Source organism: Mixta mediterraneensis (assembly GCF_014946725.1).
Classification (GTDB): domain Bacteria; phylum Pseudomonadota; class Gammaproteobacteria; order Enterobacterales; family Enterobacteriaceae; genus Pantoea; species Pantoea mediterraneensis.
Map to the genome: position 1 here is coordinate 371204 of NZ_JACFXY010000001.1, position 16990 is coordinate 388193.

Annotated in this window: 15 protein-coding genes and 1 pseudogene; 11 read left to right on the forward strand and 5 right to left on the reverse strand. The window is 54.0% G+C overall.

From position 1 onward, the window contains the following. The first annotated feature begins 107 nt into the window (after positions 1-107). The gene (gene purE, locus H2P46_RS01900; RefSeq protein ID WP_193403533.1) at positions 108-617 is read left to right on the forward strand and encodes a 5-(carboxyamino)imidazole ribonucleotide mutase; all 510 of its coding nucleotides are present in this window, start codon (positions 108-110) and stop codon (positions 615-617) included. Further along, positions 614-1678 carry a 5-(carboxyamino)imidazole ribonucleotide synthase gene (purK, locus tag H2P46_RS01905; RefSeq protein ID WP_193403534.1) on the forward strand — a complete coding sequence of 355 codons (1065 nt, stop codon included), beginning with the start codon at positions 614-616 and terminating at the stop codon, positions 1676-1678. The genes purE and purK overlap by 4 nt, the downstream gene beginning before the upstream one ends. 128 nt (positions 1679-1806) lie before the next feature. On the opposite strand, the pseudogene ybbP reads toward purK, so the two are convergent. Both ybbP and ybbA read right to left on the reverse strand, forming a co-directional pair. Beyond that, positions 1807-4224, reverse strand: a pseudogene (gene ybbP, locus H2P46_RS01910) (putative ABC transporter permease subunit YbbP). Further along, entirely contained in the window at positions 4221-4907 is a 687-nt protein-coding gene (gene ybbA / locus H2P46_RS01915) for a putative ABC transporter ATP-binding protein YbbA (RefSeq protein ID WP_193403535.1), read from the reverse strand. Before ybbA ends, ybbP begins: the two are co-directional and overlap by 4 nt. On the opposite strand from ybbA, the gene tesA reads away from it, so the two are divergent. The 5 genes from tesA (at position 4875) to H2P46_RS01940 (ending at position 8671) form a co-directional block, all read left to right on the forward strand. After that, a complete protein-coding gene (gene tesA / locus H2P46_RS01920) occupies positions 4875-5498 on the forward strand; it encodes a multifunctional acyl-CoA thioesterase I/protease I/lysophospholipase L1 (RefSeq protein WP_193403934.1) in 624 nt (207 codons plus the stop codon). The genes ybbA and tesA overlap by 33 nt on opposite strands. Positions 5499-5530: 32 nt before the next feature. Continuing rightward, entirely contained in the window at positions 5531-6304 is a 774-nt protein-coding gene (locus tag H2P46_RS01925) for an SDR family oxidoreductase (protein ID WP_193403536.1), read from the forward strand. Between the two features lie 79 nt (positions 6305-6383). Next, positions 6384-7241: a co-chaperone YbbN gene (locus H2P46_RS01930; protein ID WP_193403537.1), complete on the forward strand. Its 858-nt coding sequence runs from the start codon at positions 6384-6386 to the stop codon at positions 7239-7241. 57 nt (positions 7242-7298) lie between these two features. Beyond that, positions 7299-8213, forward strand: a complete 915-nt coding sequence (locus tag H2P46_RS01935; RefSeq protein WP_193403538.1) for an SPFH domain-containing protein — start codon at positions 7299-7301, stop codon at positions 8211-8213. Further along, positions 8213-8671, forward strand: a complete 459-nt coding sequence (locus tag H2P46_RS01940; protein WP_193403539.1) for an NfeD family protein — start codon at positions 8213-8215, stop codon at positions 8669-8671. Before H2P46_RS01935 ends, H2P46_RS01940 begins: the two co-directional genes overlap by 1 nt. Here H2P46_RS01940 and cueR read toward each other — a convergent pair. Continuing rightward, a complete protein-coding gene (cueR, locus tag H2P46_RS01945) occupies positions 8647-9063 on the reverse strand; it encodes a Cu(I)-responsive transcriptional regulator (protein WP_193403540.1) in 417 nt (138 codons plus the stop codon). The genes H2P46_RS01940 and cueR overlap by 25 nt on opposite strands. Before the next feature lie 627 nt (positions 9064-9690). On the opposite strand from cueR, the gene copA reads away from it, so the two are divergent. From copA to ybaK, 3 genes are all read left to right on the forward strand, one after another. Beyond that, a complete protein-coding gene (gene copA, locus H2P46_RS01950; protein ID WP_193403541.1) occupies positions 9691-12204 on the forward strand; it encodes a copper-exporting P-type ATPase CopA in 2514 nt (837 codons plus the stop codon). A 72-nt stretch (positions 12205-12276) separates the two neighbouring features. Beyond that, a complete protein-coding gene (locus H2P46_RS01955) occupies positions 12277-13080 on the forward strand; it encodes a TraB/GumN family protein (protein WP_193403542.1) in 804 nt (267 codons plus the stop codon). A 185-nt stretch (positions 13081-13265) separates the two neighbouring features. Next, on the forward strand, positions 13266-13745 hold the full coding sequence (gene ybaK / locus H2P46_RS01960) for a Cys-tRNA(Pro)/Cys-tRNA(Cys) deacylase YbaK (protein ID WP_193403543.1): 480 nt from the start codon (positions 13266-13268) through the stop codon (positions 13743-13745). Here ybaK and H2P46_RS01965 read toward each other — a convergent pair. Beyond that, the gene (locus H2P46_RS01965) at positions 13742-14611 is read right to left on the reverse strand and encodes a LysR family transcriptional regulator (protein ID WP_193403544.1); all 870 of its coding nucleotides are present in this window, start codon (positions 14609-14611) and stop codon (positions 13742-13744) included. The two genes, ybaK and H2P46_RS01965, sit on opposite strands and share 4 nt — an antisense overlap. Positions 14612-14698: 87 nt before the next feature. Here H2P46_RS01965 and H2P46_RS01970 point away from each other — a divergent pair, with 87 nt between their 5' ends. Continuing rightward, entirely contained in the window at positions 14699-15133 is a 435-nt protein-coding gene (locus H2P46_RS01970; protein WP_193403545.1) for a multidrug/biocide efflux PACE transporter, read from the forward strand. Between the two features lie 46 nt (positions 15134-15179). Here the strand turns inward: H2P46_RS01970 and ushA are convergent, their stop codons facing one another. Further along, positions 15180-16862, reverse strand: a complete 1683-nt coding sequence (ushA, locus tag H2P46_RS01975; RefSeq protein ID WP_238938930.1) for a bifunctional UDP-sugar hydrolase/5'-nucleotidase UshA — start codon at positions 16860-16862, stop codon at positions 15180-15182. Between the last annotated feature and the right edge of the window lie 128 nt (positions 16863-16990).

Sequence of the window (16990 nt, forward strand, 5' to 3'; positions counted from 1 at the left end):
AGCCCGACGCAACCGTTTTCCTTGCTGCTTTCTCATGCTATTCTCTGTGCCCTTCAAAACCTGTCCGCCCGGCCAGGTCTGTTTGTTTATTCACAGGAGCTGACCGCATGTCATCCAACGCCGCCCCGGCCCGTATTGCTATTGTTATGGGTTCCAAAAGTGACTGGTCCACCATGCAGTTCGCTGCGGAAATTCTTACCAGCCTGGACGTGCCCTTCCATGTTGAAGTGGTTTCAGCGCACCGCACCCCAGATAAGTTATTTAGCTTTGCCGAAACGGCGGCTGATAATGGTTATCAGGTAATCATCGCAGGTGCTGGTGGCGCGGCACATTTACCTGGCATGCTGGCAGCCAAAACGCTGGTTCCTGTGCTGGGTGTACCGGTACAGAGCGCCGCGCTGAGCGGCGTTGACAGCCTCTATTCTATTGTGCAGATGCCGCGCGGTATTCCGGTTGGCACATTGGCAATCGGCAAAGCCGGTGCCGCAAACGCAAGCCTGCTGGCGGCACAGATTCTGGCGATTCACGACAGCGCTCTGTCCTCCCGCCTCGCCAACTGGCGTCAGACCCAGACCGATGAGGTGCTGAACAACCCGGACCCGCGGGAGGAAGCATGAAGCCGGTTTGCGTTTTAGGTAATGGCCAGCTTGGTCGTATGATGCGTCAGGCCGGTGAGCCTTTAGGCATTGCGGTGTATCCGGTGGGGCTGGAAACCGATCCTGATGCGCTGCCCATCGCTGAAAGCGTGATCACCGCTGAAATTGAACGCTGGCCTGAAACCGCCTTAACGCGCGAGCTGGCATGTCATCCCGCCTTTGTGAATCGCGACATTTTTCCACGTCTGGCGGATCGTCTGACCCAGAAACAGTTGCTCGCTCAGCTCAGTCTCGCCACCGCGCCGTGGCAGTTGCTGGCAGATAAGCGTGAATGGCCAGAGGTATTTAATACGCTGGGTGAACTGGCAATTGTGAAGCGTCGCACAGGCGGTTACGACGGCCGCGGTCAATGGCGTTTACGAGCCAGTGAAACCGCTACGCTGCCTGATGAGTGCTATGGCGAATGCATTGTCGAACAGGGCATTAACTTTTTAGGTGAAGTCTCGCTGGTCGGCGCGCGTGCGCAAGATGGCAGCACCGCGTTTTATCCGCTGACACATAATTTGCATCAGGACGGCATTTTGCGCACCAGCGTAGCTTTCCCGCAGGCCGATGCTGCACAACAGCAACAGGCTGAAGTGATGCTCAGCGCAATTATGCATGAGCTGGAATATGTCGGCGTGATGGCAATGGAATGTTTTGTCACACCGGAAGGCCTGCTAATCAACGAGTTGGCTCCGCGCGTACATAACAGCGGGCACTGGACGCAAAATGGCGCTTCGATCAGTCAGTTCGAGCTGCATCTGCGGGCCGTACTGGGCCTGGCTTTGCCACAACCGGTGGTGATGGCTCCCTCAGTGATGGTGAATCTGATTGGCACTGCGGTAAACCTGGACTGGCTACAACAACCGCTGGTCCACCTGCACTGGTACGACAAAGAGGTGCGTCCGGGTCGCAAAGTAGGTCATTTAAATCTCACCGACAGCGATCAGCCGCGCCTTCAGGCTGCACTTGAAGCGCTGATACCACAGCTGCCGGAAGCGTATGCCAGCGGCATTGCCTGGGCCGTGGAAAAACTCTGATCGTATATTTTTTATCCCCATAACGTTCAGTTGCCAGATAAGGGGAAACCGGGTGAGAGCTACCGCATGCAAAGAAGTAAACATGCCGCAGCCCTCACCTGTTGCCCACCGTTAAGGGTTCTGGTTCATCATCCTGCCTCAAACCCTTTAAACAGCGCTTTCCCTTTCAGTAACCGAACGCCCAGCCAGCCGCCGCACAACGACAATAACAGCGCACCGCCGAGCGGTAACATCAGCCACAACGTCCAGTCCGGCTGCCAGGGGAAATCAAACACTTTACGCTGCAAGCCTCATAATGCTGCTTCTGCACCCAGGGCTGCCGCCACGCCTGACACGACGCCGAGCAAGGCAAACTCACACCACAGCGTGCTTCGCAGCAGCCGCTTACTGGCCCCCAACGTACGATATACCACCAGTTCCTGACGGCGCTGCCGCATCCCGACCTGAATTTGCGCTAATAACAGCAACACGCCACAGGCCGTTACCAGTACGACCATGATCTCTAGCGCCTGGCTGACCTGCGCCAGCAGCTGGCCGATCTGCCGCATAATACTGCCAATGTCCAGCAGGCTAAGCGTCGGGAATTGACGGTTCAGTTGCGCCAGTAATCGCGGGTTGGGATCCATACGAAAACTGGTCAGCCAGGTTTGTGGCTGCGCATCCAGCGCGCCCGGCGGGAAGATAAAGAAGAAATTAGGCCGTAAACTTTCCCAGTCCACTTTACGCAGGCTGGTAATTTTGGCGCGGAATGTCTGTGTATCGCCGTCAAAGGTCAATGAATCACCCAGCTTCAGGCCTAAACGCTCAGCCAGCTCAACCTCCATTGAGACTTCGCCCGCTTTCGGTGGCCAGCTTCCGGCGACCAGCGGATTATGATCGGGTCGCTCTGTCAGCGAAGTCAGGTTTAATTCGCGGTTCAGCGCGTTATCCATCTTCGGATCGGCTTTTTTGCCGTTCAGCTCACTCAGGCGCACACGGGCAATAGGGTAAAACATTTCTGGCTTGATCCGGTGAACTTGCAGAAAATCGCGTACCTGCGGCACCTGATCTTCAGTCATATTCAGCAGAAAAAAATTTGGACTGTCCGCTGGAAGCTGTTGCTGCCAGCGATCCAACAGATCGCCACGCATCACCAGCAGCAAGGCCAGCAACATGAATGACAGCGAAAACGCTGCCAGCTGGCTCAGCGTTATACCCGGCTGACGCAGCAGGCGGTTGATTGCTAACCGTAGCGCCAGATTGCGCAAAACTAAGCGTCGCAACAGCAGTAACGTGCTCCAGCCGAGCAATGCCAGTAATCCCGCCAGTAACACCACGCCCGTCAATAGCGCCCACAGCATTTTGCTGCCTCCCATCAACAGGGCCAGCAGCGCTACCACCAGCACACCCACCACAGGAAGGTAGATTTTCATCGGCCAGATACTGGCTACCGCGTCCCGACGCAGCACCCGCAGCGGCTGCGTCGCCAACAGCAAACGATAAGGACGCAGCCCCACCAGCAATGAAATAACGAATAAAGATCCCACTGACCACATCCATGGCCACACGCTGGCAGCGGGCAGGCTTGCCGGCAACACCGGTTTCAGCATCGTCATTAATATTGCTTCAACGCCCTGCCCCACAATGCTGCCGCCGATTGTCGCCAGTAATAATACCGCCAGCCATTGACCAATCATCAACTTTTGCAATGCGCCACGGGTGGCGCCCAATGTTTTCAGTACCGCCACCAAATCATAACGGCTGCGACAGTAATGGCTCATTGCGACCGCCACAGCCGCAATCGCCAGCATTAACGTTAACAGCGCTGAAAGCAGTAAGAATTGCTGCGCACGCTGCATGGAGCGCCCCAGCGCATCTTCAGAATTTTCAATGCTCGTCCATCGCTGTTCGGGTTTTAACTGCGGTTGGATCCAGCGGTCATAAGACGCCAGCTGCGTGGGATTACCGGCAAATTTGTAGCGCCAGGTCAGGCGGCTACCCGGCTGAATCGCGCCGGTCTTGTCCACATCGGCAAGGTTAATTAGCAAACGTGGCGCCATCTGAAACGGATTAAATCCTCCATCCGGTTCCTGGATCACTTCTCCGGCAATACGCAATGTAGTATCGCCCACCTCCAGCCGATCGCCGACTTTCAGGTTGAGGAGCGCCATCAAGCGGGGAGCCGCCAATGCCGTGCCCGCAACGGGTTTCAGTCCCGACGGCTGCGTTTGCAGTACGCCAAACATCGGATAACGGTTATCCACCGCTTTTACCGCCGCCAGCTGCGGCGTTTGTCCGGCAAACGTCATGGTCATAAAACTCAGCTGTCTGCTAACTGACAAACCTTCTTCGCGCGCTTTCTTCAGCCACGCTTCTGGCACAACATCGCCGCTGCGTAAGGTTCGGTCACCCGCCATGAAATCACGGCTTTGCTGGTTCAGCCCTTTTCCCATGCGATCGCTGACAGAACCCAAAGCCAGCACGCAGGCCACCGCCAGCGTTAATGCCAGCCAGACAATAAGCAGCGAAGGCGAACGCCACTCGCGCCAAAACCAGCGCCAGATCATTGCTCCTCCCACAATTTGCCGTCACGCAAACGTAATCGGCGATCGCAACGCGCTGCTAATTGTTCATCGTGCGTAACCAGAATCAAGGTGGTGGCGAAATCGCGGTTGAGTGAAAACAGCAAATCAGCGATGTGATCGCCCGTTTTGCGGTCCAGATTACCGGTCGGTTCATCTGCAAACAGTAAACCAGGACGTCCGCTGAAAGCGCGAGCCAGCGCGACACGCTGTTGCTCGCCACCCGAAAGCTGGGCAGGAAGATGATGCAGACGTTCCCCTAAACCCAGCTGAATAAGAAGCTCGCGGGCCTGATCGCGGCTTTGACGATCGCTGTCGCCGCGCAGTAGGGCAGGCAACTGCACATTTTCTTGTGCATTAAGTGTCGGCACCAGCATAAAAGCCTGAAAGACAAACCCCACCTGCTGTGCGCGTAACGCCGCGCGTTGTTCTTCATTCATCTGCTGTAACGGCTGGCCCAGCAGCTTAACCTCGCCGCTGCTGCCATCGTCAAGACCGGCCAGGATGCCTAATAATGTGGATTTACCGGAACCGGATTCTCCAGTCAACGCGATGGTTTCAGCTGGTTTGACAACTAACTCAACTCCGGTAAGGATGGTTAGCTGATGCTCTCCCTGACCGACGGACTTAGTAAGATCATGAACTTCAATAATGTTTTCCGCTGGCATTATCCCTTCCTGTTATTGTGCCTTTTGCTGGTGTCTCGCCTTGCTGCGGCTGACACCCTGATGATTTTGGGTGACAGCCTGAGCGCCGGTTACCGGATGTCAGCCTCTGCTGCCTGGCCCAGCCTGCTCAATAAGCAGTGGCAGCAGCAACCCAGAGTCGTCAACGCCAGTATCAGCGGCGATACCGCTGCACAAGGACTGGCACGTTTACCTGCTCTATTAAAACAGCATCAACCGCAGTGGGTGTTAATCGGACTGGGCGGTAATGATGGTTTACGCGGTTTTACGCCTGATGCTATTGCGCAAAATTTACGTAAAGTCATCGACGACGTGAAAGCTGCCAATGCTAAACCGCTGCTGATGCAGATTCGTTTACCGGCCAATTATGGACGTCGTTATACGGAAGCGTTCAGCGGGATCTATCCCGATCTGGCACAACAGTACGACATCCCTCTGGTGCCCTTTTTTATGGAGCAGGTTTACCCGAAACCTGAGTGGATGCAGCAGGACGGCATTCATCCCAATCCTGATGCGCAACCTTTTATTGCCAACTTAATGGCAAAAGAACTTGCTCCGTTAGTTAAGCAGTAATCGTCACATCCAGCGCAAAAACAGGTAAATAAATGCAAAAATCTGTCCTGATAACCGGTTGTTCCAGTGGCATTGGCCTTGTCGCAGCAAACGATTTGCTGGCACGTGGATATAACGTTATTGCCGCCTGCCGCAAAACTGAAGACGTGGCACGCATGAACGCGCTCGGCTTTGTTGGATTGCAGCTGGATCTCAACGATCCCGCTAGTGTCGATCGCGCTGCGGACACGGTGATCGCCCTGACTAACAACACACTTTTTGCTTTGTTTAACAACGGTGGCTTTGGCGTTTATGGCCCGCTGCAAACTCTCTCCCGCCAACAGCTAGAACAGCAATTCGCCACCAATCTTTTTGGAACACATCAGTTTACGATGCGCCTGCTTCCTGCCCTGCAGGCCTGTGGCGATGGTCGCATCATTAATACCAGTTCAGTGCTGGGTCTGGTGTCTACACCCGGTCGTGGTGCGTATGCCGCCAGCAAGTATGCGCTGGAAGCGTGGAGCGATGCGCTACGCCTGGAAGTTTGCCGTAGCGGCGTGCATGTCAGCCTGATTGAGCCCGGTCCACTCAAAACGCGTTTCACCGACAACGTCACCCAGGGTGAGCAAGAGAAACCCGTGCGCAACCCCGGTATTGCTGCCCGTTTTACCCTGCCGCCGGAAGCCATTCTGCCTAAATTACGCCACGCGCTGGAGAGCAAACATCCACGTTTACGCTATCCGGTGACCTTGATCGCACACGTTATGGGCTGGCTGAAACGCTTGCTTCCGGGCTGGATGATGGATCGCATTTTGCGCAGCCATTAACCACTCAAGCCGAATTCAACTTGAAGCGCGGCTCGTTGGCCCCATATTCTTAGAACACTTTCTGCAAAGAGACTTATTCATGTCACCACACGCTTCGATTATCGACATCAACGAATCCAACCTGCATCAGACACTTGAGCAGTCGATGCAGCTGCCGGTGCTGTTTTACTTCTGGTCCGAGCGCAGCCAGCATTGTCTGGAACTTACGCCGCTGCTGGAACGTTTAGCGCAGGAATATGCCGGACAGTTTATTCTCGCCAGACTGGATTGTGATAAAGAGCAAATGGTGGCTTCGCAGTTTGGCTTGCGATCGATTCCGACGGTTTATTTGTTCCAGAATGGCCAGCCGGTTGATGGCTTCCAGGGACCGCAGCCAGAAGAAGCGGTCCGTGCGCTGTTAGAAAAAGTACTGCCGCGGGAAGAAGAACTTAAAGCGCAGCAGGCAATGGCACTGATGGAAGAAGGCAAGCCGCTTGATGCACTGCCGCTGCTGAAAGAGGCGTGGCAGTTAAGCAACCAGTCGAGCGAAATCGGTTTCCTGCTGGCTGACGTGTTGATTACCTTGAACCGCAGCGACGAAGCAGAAGCGGTGCTGAAAGCGGTGCCGCTACAGGATCAGGATACGCGCTACCAAAGCCTGATCGCGCAGATCGATTTGCTGAAGCAAGCCGCCGATACGCCGGAAATTCAACAGCTACAATCTCAGCTGGAGAGCGAGCCTTTGAATGCCGAGTTGGCTGCTAAACTTTCGTTACAACTCCATCAGGTGGGCCGCAACGAAGAGGCGCTGGAGCTACTGTTTAGCTTCCTTAAATCTGATCTGAATGCCGCTGATGGCCAGGCGCGGAAAATGCTGCAAGAAATTTTGGCTGCGCTAGGTACCGGCGACGCACTTGCTGCACGCTATCGTCGCCAGCTCTACTCGCTGTTGTATTAAGTGAGGGACAACGGGCCGAAGCGACTCGGCCCGTCAGGCTGACAATCTGGAGGTTATATGTTGACTGTTATTCCGGTGCTTATCGTACTGGCGCTTGTCACCGTGTGGGCGGGCGTCAAAATTGTGCCGCAAGGCTTCCAGTGGACAGTAGAGCGTTTCGGTCGTTATACCCGTACGCTGCAACCCGGCTTAAGTCTGGTGGTCCCGTTTATGGATCGTGTTGGTCGTAAGATCAATATGATGGAGCGGGTGCTGGACATCCCTTCGCAAGAGATCATCTCCAAAGATAACGCAAACGTCACCATTGATGCGGTGTGTTTTATTCAGGCCGTTGACCCGGCACGGGCCGCTTATGAAGTCAGTAATCTTGAGCTGGCCATTATCAACCTCACGATGACCAATATGCGCACGGTGCTGGGCAGCATGGAGCTGGATGAAATGCTGTCGCAGCGTGACAGCATCAATACGCGGTTGCTGCATATTGTCGATGAAGCGACGAATCCGTGGGGCGTAAAAATTACCCGCATTGAAATCCGTGATGTACGCCCACCGCAGGAACTGATTGGCGCGATGAATGCGCAAATGAAAGCAGAGCGCACCAAGCGCGCCGATATTTTGGCAGCAGAAGGGGTTCGCCAGGCCGCAATACTGCGTGCTGAAGGTGAAAAGCAGTCACAGATTCTCAAAGCGGAGGGCGAACGCGCTTCTGCGTTTTTACAGGCGGAAGCGCGTGAACGTCAGGCGGAAGCCGAAGCGCGTGCCACTAAAATGGTATCTGAGGCAATTGCTGCCGGTGATGTTCAGGCGATCAACTACTTTGTGGCGCAGAAATATACCGATGCGCTGCAAAAAATTGGCGAGGCGAATAACAGCAAAGTGGTGATGATGCCGCTGGACGCCAGTAGCTTGCTGGGTTCCGTCGCGGGTATCAGTGAATTGCTTAAAGATGCACGCTCCGAGTCGAAACGCTAATGCTGGTTGATATTATTGCTCATCCGCACTGGTTCTGGCTGACCCTGGGAGGCTTGCTGCTGGCGGCAGAAATGCTGGGCACCAGCGGATACTTATTATGGAGCGGCCTGGCGGCGGTAATGGTGGGCATTATCGAATGGTTTATTCCGTTCAGCTGGACGGCACAGGGCTCGATGTTTGCAATACTGACTCTGGTTTGCGTGTTCTTGTGGTATCGCTGGATGCGCTACCGCGAAAACCTACAACAGCCGAATGCACTGAACCAGCGCGGCAACCAGATGATTGGTATGCATCTGACACTGGAGACCTCACTCAAGGATGGGCTGGGTCATGTACGCATTGGTGACAGCAGCTGGCGCGTACAGGCTGAACAGGACTTAGCAGCGGGCACTCAGGTCGAAGTGATTGCTGTGGAAGGCATCACGCTGCGTATTCAACCGCGCTTCCCTTCCGAATGATGACAGCAACCCGCCAGGTTATTAATGATGGGGCATTCGGCGCCGTCATCGCCCGGACAGGCTTCTGCCAGCGCTAATAAACGTGCACGCATGGCGTGGAGTTCTTCAATATGCACCGCAATTTCGTCTGCCTTTTGCAACGTGCGCGCTTTCACATCCGCGCTATGACGCGCAGGATCGTTGAATAACGTGACCAGTTCGCGGCACTCGTCAAGCGTAAAGCCCACCTGACGCGCCTGGCGCAATAAATTCAGCTCTTCGACGTGATGCGGATTGTAGCTACGGTACCCGTTCTCACTGCGCAACGGTGGTGTGACAATGCCCTTCTCTTCATAAAATCGAATTGCTTTGCTGGTAAGCCCGGTTGTTTTTGCTACATCGCTGATATTCATTTTCTCTTTCCCCTTCCCTCCCGAAGGCGGGTAACAGAATGACGCAACCCATAGAGGCGCTATGCCCGTTTAATTATTTACCTGCTGAACCTCTCCTGAACTTCCCGGTTTGCCACGCTTAAGTGAGCGCAAGGTAGACATACGACTAAAAAGGATTGTAGCCCACTATGCCTTGTAAACAGCAGGCACAGCGTGAATACAGCGTCTGGCTTCCGATATAGCGGAGTGGTCGTTCGTTGCAGTGCAATATTGTTCCCGCCCTGCGATGAACGAGTTGCAAACGGGTATTGCTATCCCGCGCTGCCTCCGTCTGGCAAGCCCGATGTCATTACTCAGAGGAACCGGGTATGCCCAATGCGAAGCCCTTTACCCGATTCGCCGTAATGTATATTCATTGCGCTGCCCCCAATGTTAACGCATCTGCCAACCTTGCCAGCTTCCGCCGAATGCGTTTTCCTTCGCACTCTCGCCGCCCTGTTTGCATTTCATCGCTATTCTTACGTTTTGCGGAAAGCCTCCAACAGCCAGCCAGTTAAATGCTTGACCTTCCCCTTGATGGAAGGTCTAACCTTTAACACTCATCGAAAATGACCACACGATCAAATAGCATGAAACGAGGAGTTGAATATGTCACAGACTATTTCCCTGACGCTGGACGGATTGTCTTGCGGTCATTGCGTCAAGCGCGTGAAAGAGGCGCTGGAACAGCGTAGCGATGTCGAACAGGCAGAAGTTACCCAGCAGGAAGCGCAAATTGTAGGCGATGCTGAGGCCGCTGAACTGATTGCGACGGTTGAGCAAGCGGGCTATCACGCCAGTCTGAAAACAAATAACAGCCACCCAAAGTCTGAGCCGTTGACAGCAGCAGAGCCGCCGCCGGAGGCGCTGACAACGGAATTTACTTCTCAACCGGCAGAAAAAACGTTGCCGGCCCATTTTCTGTTAATTGATGGCATGAGTTGCGCCAGCTGCGTCAGTCGGGTTGAGAAAGCGCTGCAACAGGTAGAGGGAGTGAGCCAGGCGCGCGTCAATTTAGGTGAACGCAGCGCGCTGGTGCTGGGTAACGTCGAACCACACCAGCTGGTCGCCGCAGTTGATGGTGCCGGTTATGGCGCGCAGATCATAGAAGACGAGCAGGAACGCCGCAAGAAACAACAAAGCAGCGCCCGTAAAGCCATGCGCCGTTTCAGCTGGCAAGCTGCGGTTGCGCTGCTGTTTGGCATCCCGCTAATGCTTCGGGGCATGCCCGGCGACAATATGATGTTGACCGGGAATAACCATACGCTCTGGCTGACGCTGGGTATTGTTACGCTGCTGGTGATGATCATTACCGGCAACCATTTTTATCGTAGTGCCTGGCGCAGCCTGATGAACGGCAGCGCCACAATGGATACGTTGGTCGCGCTTGGCACAGCCGCTGCGTGGATCTACTCCTTCAGCGTAGTGCTGTGGCCGGATTTTTTCCCGATGCAGGCACGCCACCTCTACTTTGAAGCCAGCGTAATGATTATCGGCCTGATAAATCTTGGCCATGCGCTGGAACAGCGAGCGCGTCAGCGTTCATCGAAAGCGCTTGAGCGCCTGCTCGATTTAACGCCGGACCAGACACGCGTCATCACCGATGATGGCGAAAAATTACTGCCCGTTAGCGCAGTGCAACCAGGCATGATACTGCGATTAGTTACCGGCGATCGCGTACCGGTTGATGGCAAAATTCAGGACGGCGAAGCCTGGTTAGACGAAGCCATGCTGACCGGCGAAGCCGTGCCACAAAGCAAATCTGCGGGCGATACGATTTTTGCCGGTACGCTGCTGCAAGATGGCGCGGTGCGCTTCGTTACCAGCGCGACCGGCAATCACACCACACTGTCGCGCATTATTCGTCTGGTTCGTCAGGCGCAAAGCAGTAAGCCAGACGTTGGTCGTTTAGCCGATCGGATTTCAGCTGTCTTTGTCCCGGTCGTTGTTGCTATTGCCGTTATTAGCGGGCTGCTCTGGTATTTGTTTGGGCCACAACCGCAAATTGCCTACACGCTGGTGATTGCGACCACGGTATTGATTATCGCCTGCCCCTGCGCCCTGGGTTTAGCGACGCCAATGTCAATTATTGCCGGTGTGGGTCGCGCTGCGGAACTGGGCATACTGGTGCGTGATGCCGATGCGCTTCAACGCGCCAGTAAAATCGACACGCTGGTATTCGATAAAACCGGTACGTTAACCGCCGGTACGCCACAGGTAACTGACGTTATCCCCCTCGGTCCTGCTGACCGTCAGGCTGTTTTGCAGGCCGCCGCCGCACTTGAGCAGTCAGCCAGCCATCCACTGGCGAAGGCGATTGTCGCAGCAGCGGGTGAGGCAAAACAATCGGAGGTAGAGCAGTTTCGTACCCTACGCGGTAAAGGCGTCAGCGGCCTACTCGACGGCAAAAAAATGCTGTTGGGCAATGCGATGCTAATGCACGAGCAAGGCATTGATTGCCCGTCTGTACAGGCCGACATCGATCGGTTGACACAGCAAGGCGCAACGCCCGTTTTACTGGCGCAGGATGACAAACTGACGGGCTTAATTGGCTTGCGTGATCAGTTACGTGACGAAAGCCACGCGGCTCTCCAGCGGCTGCATCAAGCCGGTTATCGGCTGGTTATGTTGACAGGCGATCATGAAAAAACCGCGCGCGTTATTGCCGCTGAAGCCGGAATTGACGAAGTGATTGCCGGGGTATTACCAGAAGGCAAAGCCGATGCGATAGCAAAAATGCAGCAGCAGGGCCGCGTAGTGGCAATGGTCGGCGATGGCATTAACGATGCCCCTGCGCTGGCACAGGCCGATGTGGGTATTGCGATGGGTGGCGGCAGCGATGTCGCCGTGGAAACCGCGGCCATTACCTTAATGCGTGCCGATTTAAACAGCGTTGCTGATGCCTTAGCCCTCTCCTCTGCGACCTTACGCAATATTCGGCAGAATTTATTCGGTGCGTTTGTTTATAACAGCATCGGTATTCCGGTCGCGGCGGGAGTGCTTTATCCGCTGACCGGCACGTTGCTAAGCCCCATTGTGGCGGGCGCAGCAATGGCACTGTCATCCATTACCGTGGTAAGCAATGCTAACCGACTGTTGCGTTATCATCCGCCGCGTCAGTAATCGCCACTACAACGCTATTTTTCACGTTCTGAAATCGCTAGCATGGCGTTTTAAGCGAATTAAGGACAGGGAATGACAGGTAGCGTTTGGCATACTTTGCGCAGATTAATGAACCGACTGTTTCCCGTCAGCTATCGTTGGCCTGCCATCGATGTGCGGCTTGGCAATCGCACACTGCATCTGGTAGGCAGTATTCATATGGGCACCCGCGATATGCAGCCGTTGCCCGATCGTTTACTACGCCAGCTGCAACAGGCTGATGCGCTGATTGTCGAGGCGGATATTACTCAGGGCGGCTCGCCTTTTGAAAACAGCGGTGAGCGCGCGCCCTTAGCCGAACGTATTGATACTGACGCTCTGGCAAAGCTTGACGCTCTGTGTAACGAACTTAATCTTACTGTCAGCGTCTTTGACACCCTACCCGCCTGGCAAATAGCGCTAATGTTACAGGCGCAGCAGGCTCAACGATTAGGGCTTCGACCCGATTACGGCATCGATTATCAGCTCTTACAGGCAGCAAAAAACTGGCAGAAGCCGATAATTGAACTGGAAGGCGCGGAGACGCAGATTTCGCTGCTAAAAACGCTGCCGGACGATGGCATGATGTTGCTGCAGGATACGTTAATGCACTGGCACACCAATGCACGGCTGCTACAGATGATGGTGAGCTGGTGGCTGGATGCGCCGCCGCGTCAGTCACACATTGCCCTGCCGACCACCTTTAGTCAGGCGCTTAACGACACGTTAATCAGCCAGCGTAATACCCAGTGGCGCAGCACGTTACAGGCTCTGCCTGCCGGGGAATACATTGTCGCCGTGGGCGCGTTGCATCTCTACGGCGAGGATAATTTGCCGGATCTGCTTAAGATTTTATAAAAAAAGAGAGCCGATAGTTTTATCGGCCCGTCAAAGAGGAATTTGTTTATGATTTTGGTTATCGCTCAGCAATTGCGTTGCTGGCGCGGGGCCAATTTTCACCCAAAGAACAAACTTTCGCCACCTTTATTCACTATTTTTTGCCATAAGATTATGGTGATCACCTCAGCAAAACAGGTACAGCTATGACACCCGCGGTAAAACTACTTGAAAAACAAAACGTCAGCTTTACATTGCATCCTTATGATCACGACAGCCAGGAAACGCATTTTGGTGATGAGGCGGTCCGAAAACTCAATCTAAATGCACAACAGGTTTACAAAACGCTGCTGGTGGCGTTAAACGGTGATGCAAAACAGCTGGCGGTTGCGGTCACACCGGTTGCCAGCCAGCTTGATTTAAAGAAGGTCGCTAAAGCGTTCAAGGCAAAAAAAGCCGATATGGCCGATCCGCAAATGGCACAGCGCATTACCGGCTATTTGGTGGGGGGGATCAGCCCGTTAGGCCAAAAAAAGCGTCTGCCAACGGTGATCGATCATTCAGCCGCTGAATTTGCCACCCTGTTTATCTCTGGCGGCCGACGGGGTTTAGACATTGAGTTAGCTCCGCAGGATCTTTCTCGTCTGTTGGATGCGCCGCTCGCCGATATTGCTCGCCGCGACTAAACGCGCGGCTGAGCGCAGAGTTGATCGATCATCCAGCGTCCGGCGGGTCCTGGCGGATTGCGCCGCGACCAGATCACTTCTATCGCAATATGTTGCGGCCAACCCGCTAAAGGTAGCTCTTGTAAAACCCCATGACCAAACTGATTTACCAGCCAGCGCGGTAAAATACTCCAGCCAAACCCCTGCTCGGCCATTTCCAGTAATAAAAGATAATTGGGTGCCGACCATACACGCCCCAGCGGCAGCGTCTCACGCTGATCAACCCAGGTGTTCAGGCGCAAATGACGCACTTCTTCTAGCTGGCTTTCGCGAAGAGTGGCTTGTTGCGCCAGAGGATGATCGCGATGCAGGTAAATCGCCATCTGCGCTTCAACCTGTAAACGTGCCATCGCAATATCCGCAGGCAAGCGTGGCTGGGTGCGAACCACGCCTAAATGCACCCGGCCAGTTTGTAACAGATCGAGCACATCTTCGTCTTCCGCCATCATGCATTCCAGCTCAATCTCCGGGTAACGTGCATCAAACTGCCTGAGAAGTTGTTCATGATGATCGGTTTGCCAAAAATCAGATACGGCAAAACTCAGACGAGGCTCAACGCCTTGCGCCAGCTGCACCGCCAGCGTATCCAGACGTTCACTGGCGGCCAAAATCTGCTGCACCTGCGGTAACGTCCGCCGTCCTTGTTCGGTAAGCAGCGGCTGCCTGCCGCTGCGATCAAACAGCATAAAACCGAGATCGTCCTCCAGATTCGCCACCGCCGTACTGATTGTTGACTGACTTTTACCCAGGATACGCGCAGCAGCAGAAAACGATCCGCTGTTCACGGTTTGCACAAAAGCTTCAAGAGATTCGGGGGAATATCGCATTTTATCCATCGCTTTTATCGATAGTTATTCATTTTATCCTGGCATTTTTTCGTGAGAAGCTGCACGGCTAATTAAGAGGAGATCATTATGCGTACCCGCTCAATGAAAGAACGTTTTTTACATGCCGCTGGATTTGAGATTTTAGCGATCCTTACGGTATCGCCGCTTGCCGCCTGGGTAATGGAAAAGCCGCTGTTTCAAATGGGCACGCTGGCAATAATGCTGTCGAGCATCGCTATGCTGTGGAACATGGTCTATAACAGCGGCTTTGACCGCCTTTATCCGCCCGATCAGACTCGCCATTTCTCCTTACGTGCCCTGCATGCGCTGGGTTTTGAGGGCGGATTTATCCTGATTGGTTTACCGATTGCCGCGTGGATGCTAAGCATTACGCTGTTACAGGCGTTTCTGGTGGAGGTGGCATTTTTCCTGTTTTTTCTGCCCTATACCCTTGGTTACAACTGGCTATGGTATAAGCTACGTCAGCGCTGGATAGTGCGTAAATCTTGCGAAGCCCGCTAAAAAGGAGGCGCTTACGCCTCCTTAAGTTCAATACGTTGACCCGTCCTTACGACCAAATCCACGCCAGGATCATCTTTGGATAGCTGCGTTTACGTGACTTTTCCGCCGCTTTGTCGCGTGCTTTAATCTGCGACTCCGTTAAATGAATAATCTCATCTTCCGGCATGTAATCGCTGGCTTTGATCGGTGAATGTGCGTTAATCCACGCGCGTAAGACTTGCGCATCGACATCGCCGCTATTCACATAACCGGCATGGTTATCCAGACGCGGATAGCCATCGCCGCCAGCCGCATTAAAGCTGTTAGTTGCCATGCGATAGGTTTGTTTATCATCGATCGGCTGGCCGTTAATCTGCACATCACTTACCGTGCTGCCGTCAGCAACCAGACTCACATTAGCAAACTGGGCAAAGCCACCAGAATCAGGTTTGAGGTTGGCAACCACCGCCAGGTACTTTTTAATCTCAGCCCCAGTCAGGGGGACCGACACCACCTGATTACCAAACGGCTGCACCTGCAACAAATCACGCCAGGTCAGCTTGCCCGGCTTCAGAGAAGTGCGAATGCCTCCGCCGCTCATCACGGCAAAATCGGCGTGAGTATGCGCCATCTGCGCCCGCAAAATAAGCTGCCCAAGATTGGTTTGTTCAAAGCGCACTTTTTCGTTTTCACCCTCGAATACGCCTTCAGCGCTGCCCACATTAATCTTCAGCTTCGTCTCTGCGCGTTTCTGGTACGGCATCAACAGCTTCATCATGGCGGTGTTTTTCGGGATCGCTTCCTGCCAGGTCAGCCAGGTTTCGCTGCCATCCATATTCTTAATTTTATGCTTAAGATTCACCGACACCAGTTGATACGACTCTAGCGAGATCTCACCATTTCGATAGGTAAAGTCGCCGCGACCCACATATTTGCCCCATTTATCGGCCTGCATAATCCAGACCCCGTTTTGTTTATCGGGCTGGCAGGGCTGGCCCGGCTGATAATTTTTGACGCTGACATTCTCTTTTTCCATGCACACTGCATCATGTGAATGACCGCCAACAATCATATCAATCGTGCCTTTCGGCAGGCTACGCGCCAGCGTCACATCGCCAGGCGCGTTGCTGCCGTGCTTGCCATCGGCGTAGTAGCCAAGGTGCGTCAGTGCGACGATCACATCGGGCTTTTCACTGGCACGCAGTTCAGCCACCGCTTTTTGGGCTTCGCTAATGGGATCGCGGAATTCGATGTCGTTCAGACCCGCCGGATTCGACAGCCGCGGGGTGTCTGGTGTAATCAAACCGAGCACGGCAATTTTTAATCCCATACGTTTAAACACCGCCCACGGCTTAAACATCCTTTGCCCACTGCTTTTCTGATAAACATTTGCCGCTAAAAACGGGAATTTCGCCCATTTCTCCTGCTTGCGTAGCACATCAAGTGGTTTATCAAATTCGTGGTTACCTAACGTCATGGCATCGTAGCCAATCAGGTTCATGCCACGAATATCAGGTTCGGCGTCTAATTCATCGGATTCAGGCACACCAGTATTCACGTCACCGGCAGACAGGATCAGCGCGCCACCGCCTTTGGCCTGTATGTCGTAACGCAGCGTATCCATTAACGTCTTTTGTGCAGCCAGACCGTATTCGCCCTGATCGTTAAACCAGAAATGGCCGTGTTCATCGTTGGTGTGAAGGATGCTGAAACGGTAAGTGCGATCCGGCACAGCCGCCTGAGAAAGCATCGGTGTCAGCGCCAGCAGCAGCGCGATTCCTTTTTCTGACCAGCGTGGTAACAACAAAGCCACTCTCCTTATTCACCCATTTGGCCCGTTTATCTGCGGGCTAGCTTGCTAAATCGACCTTCTGTTTC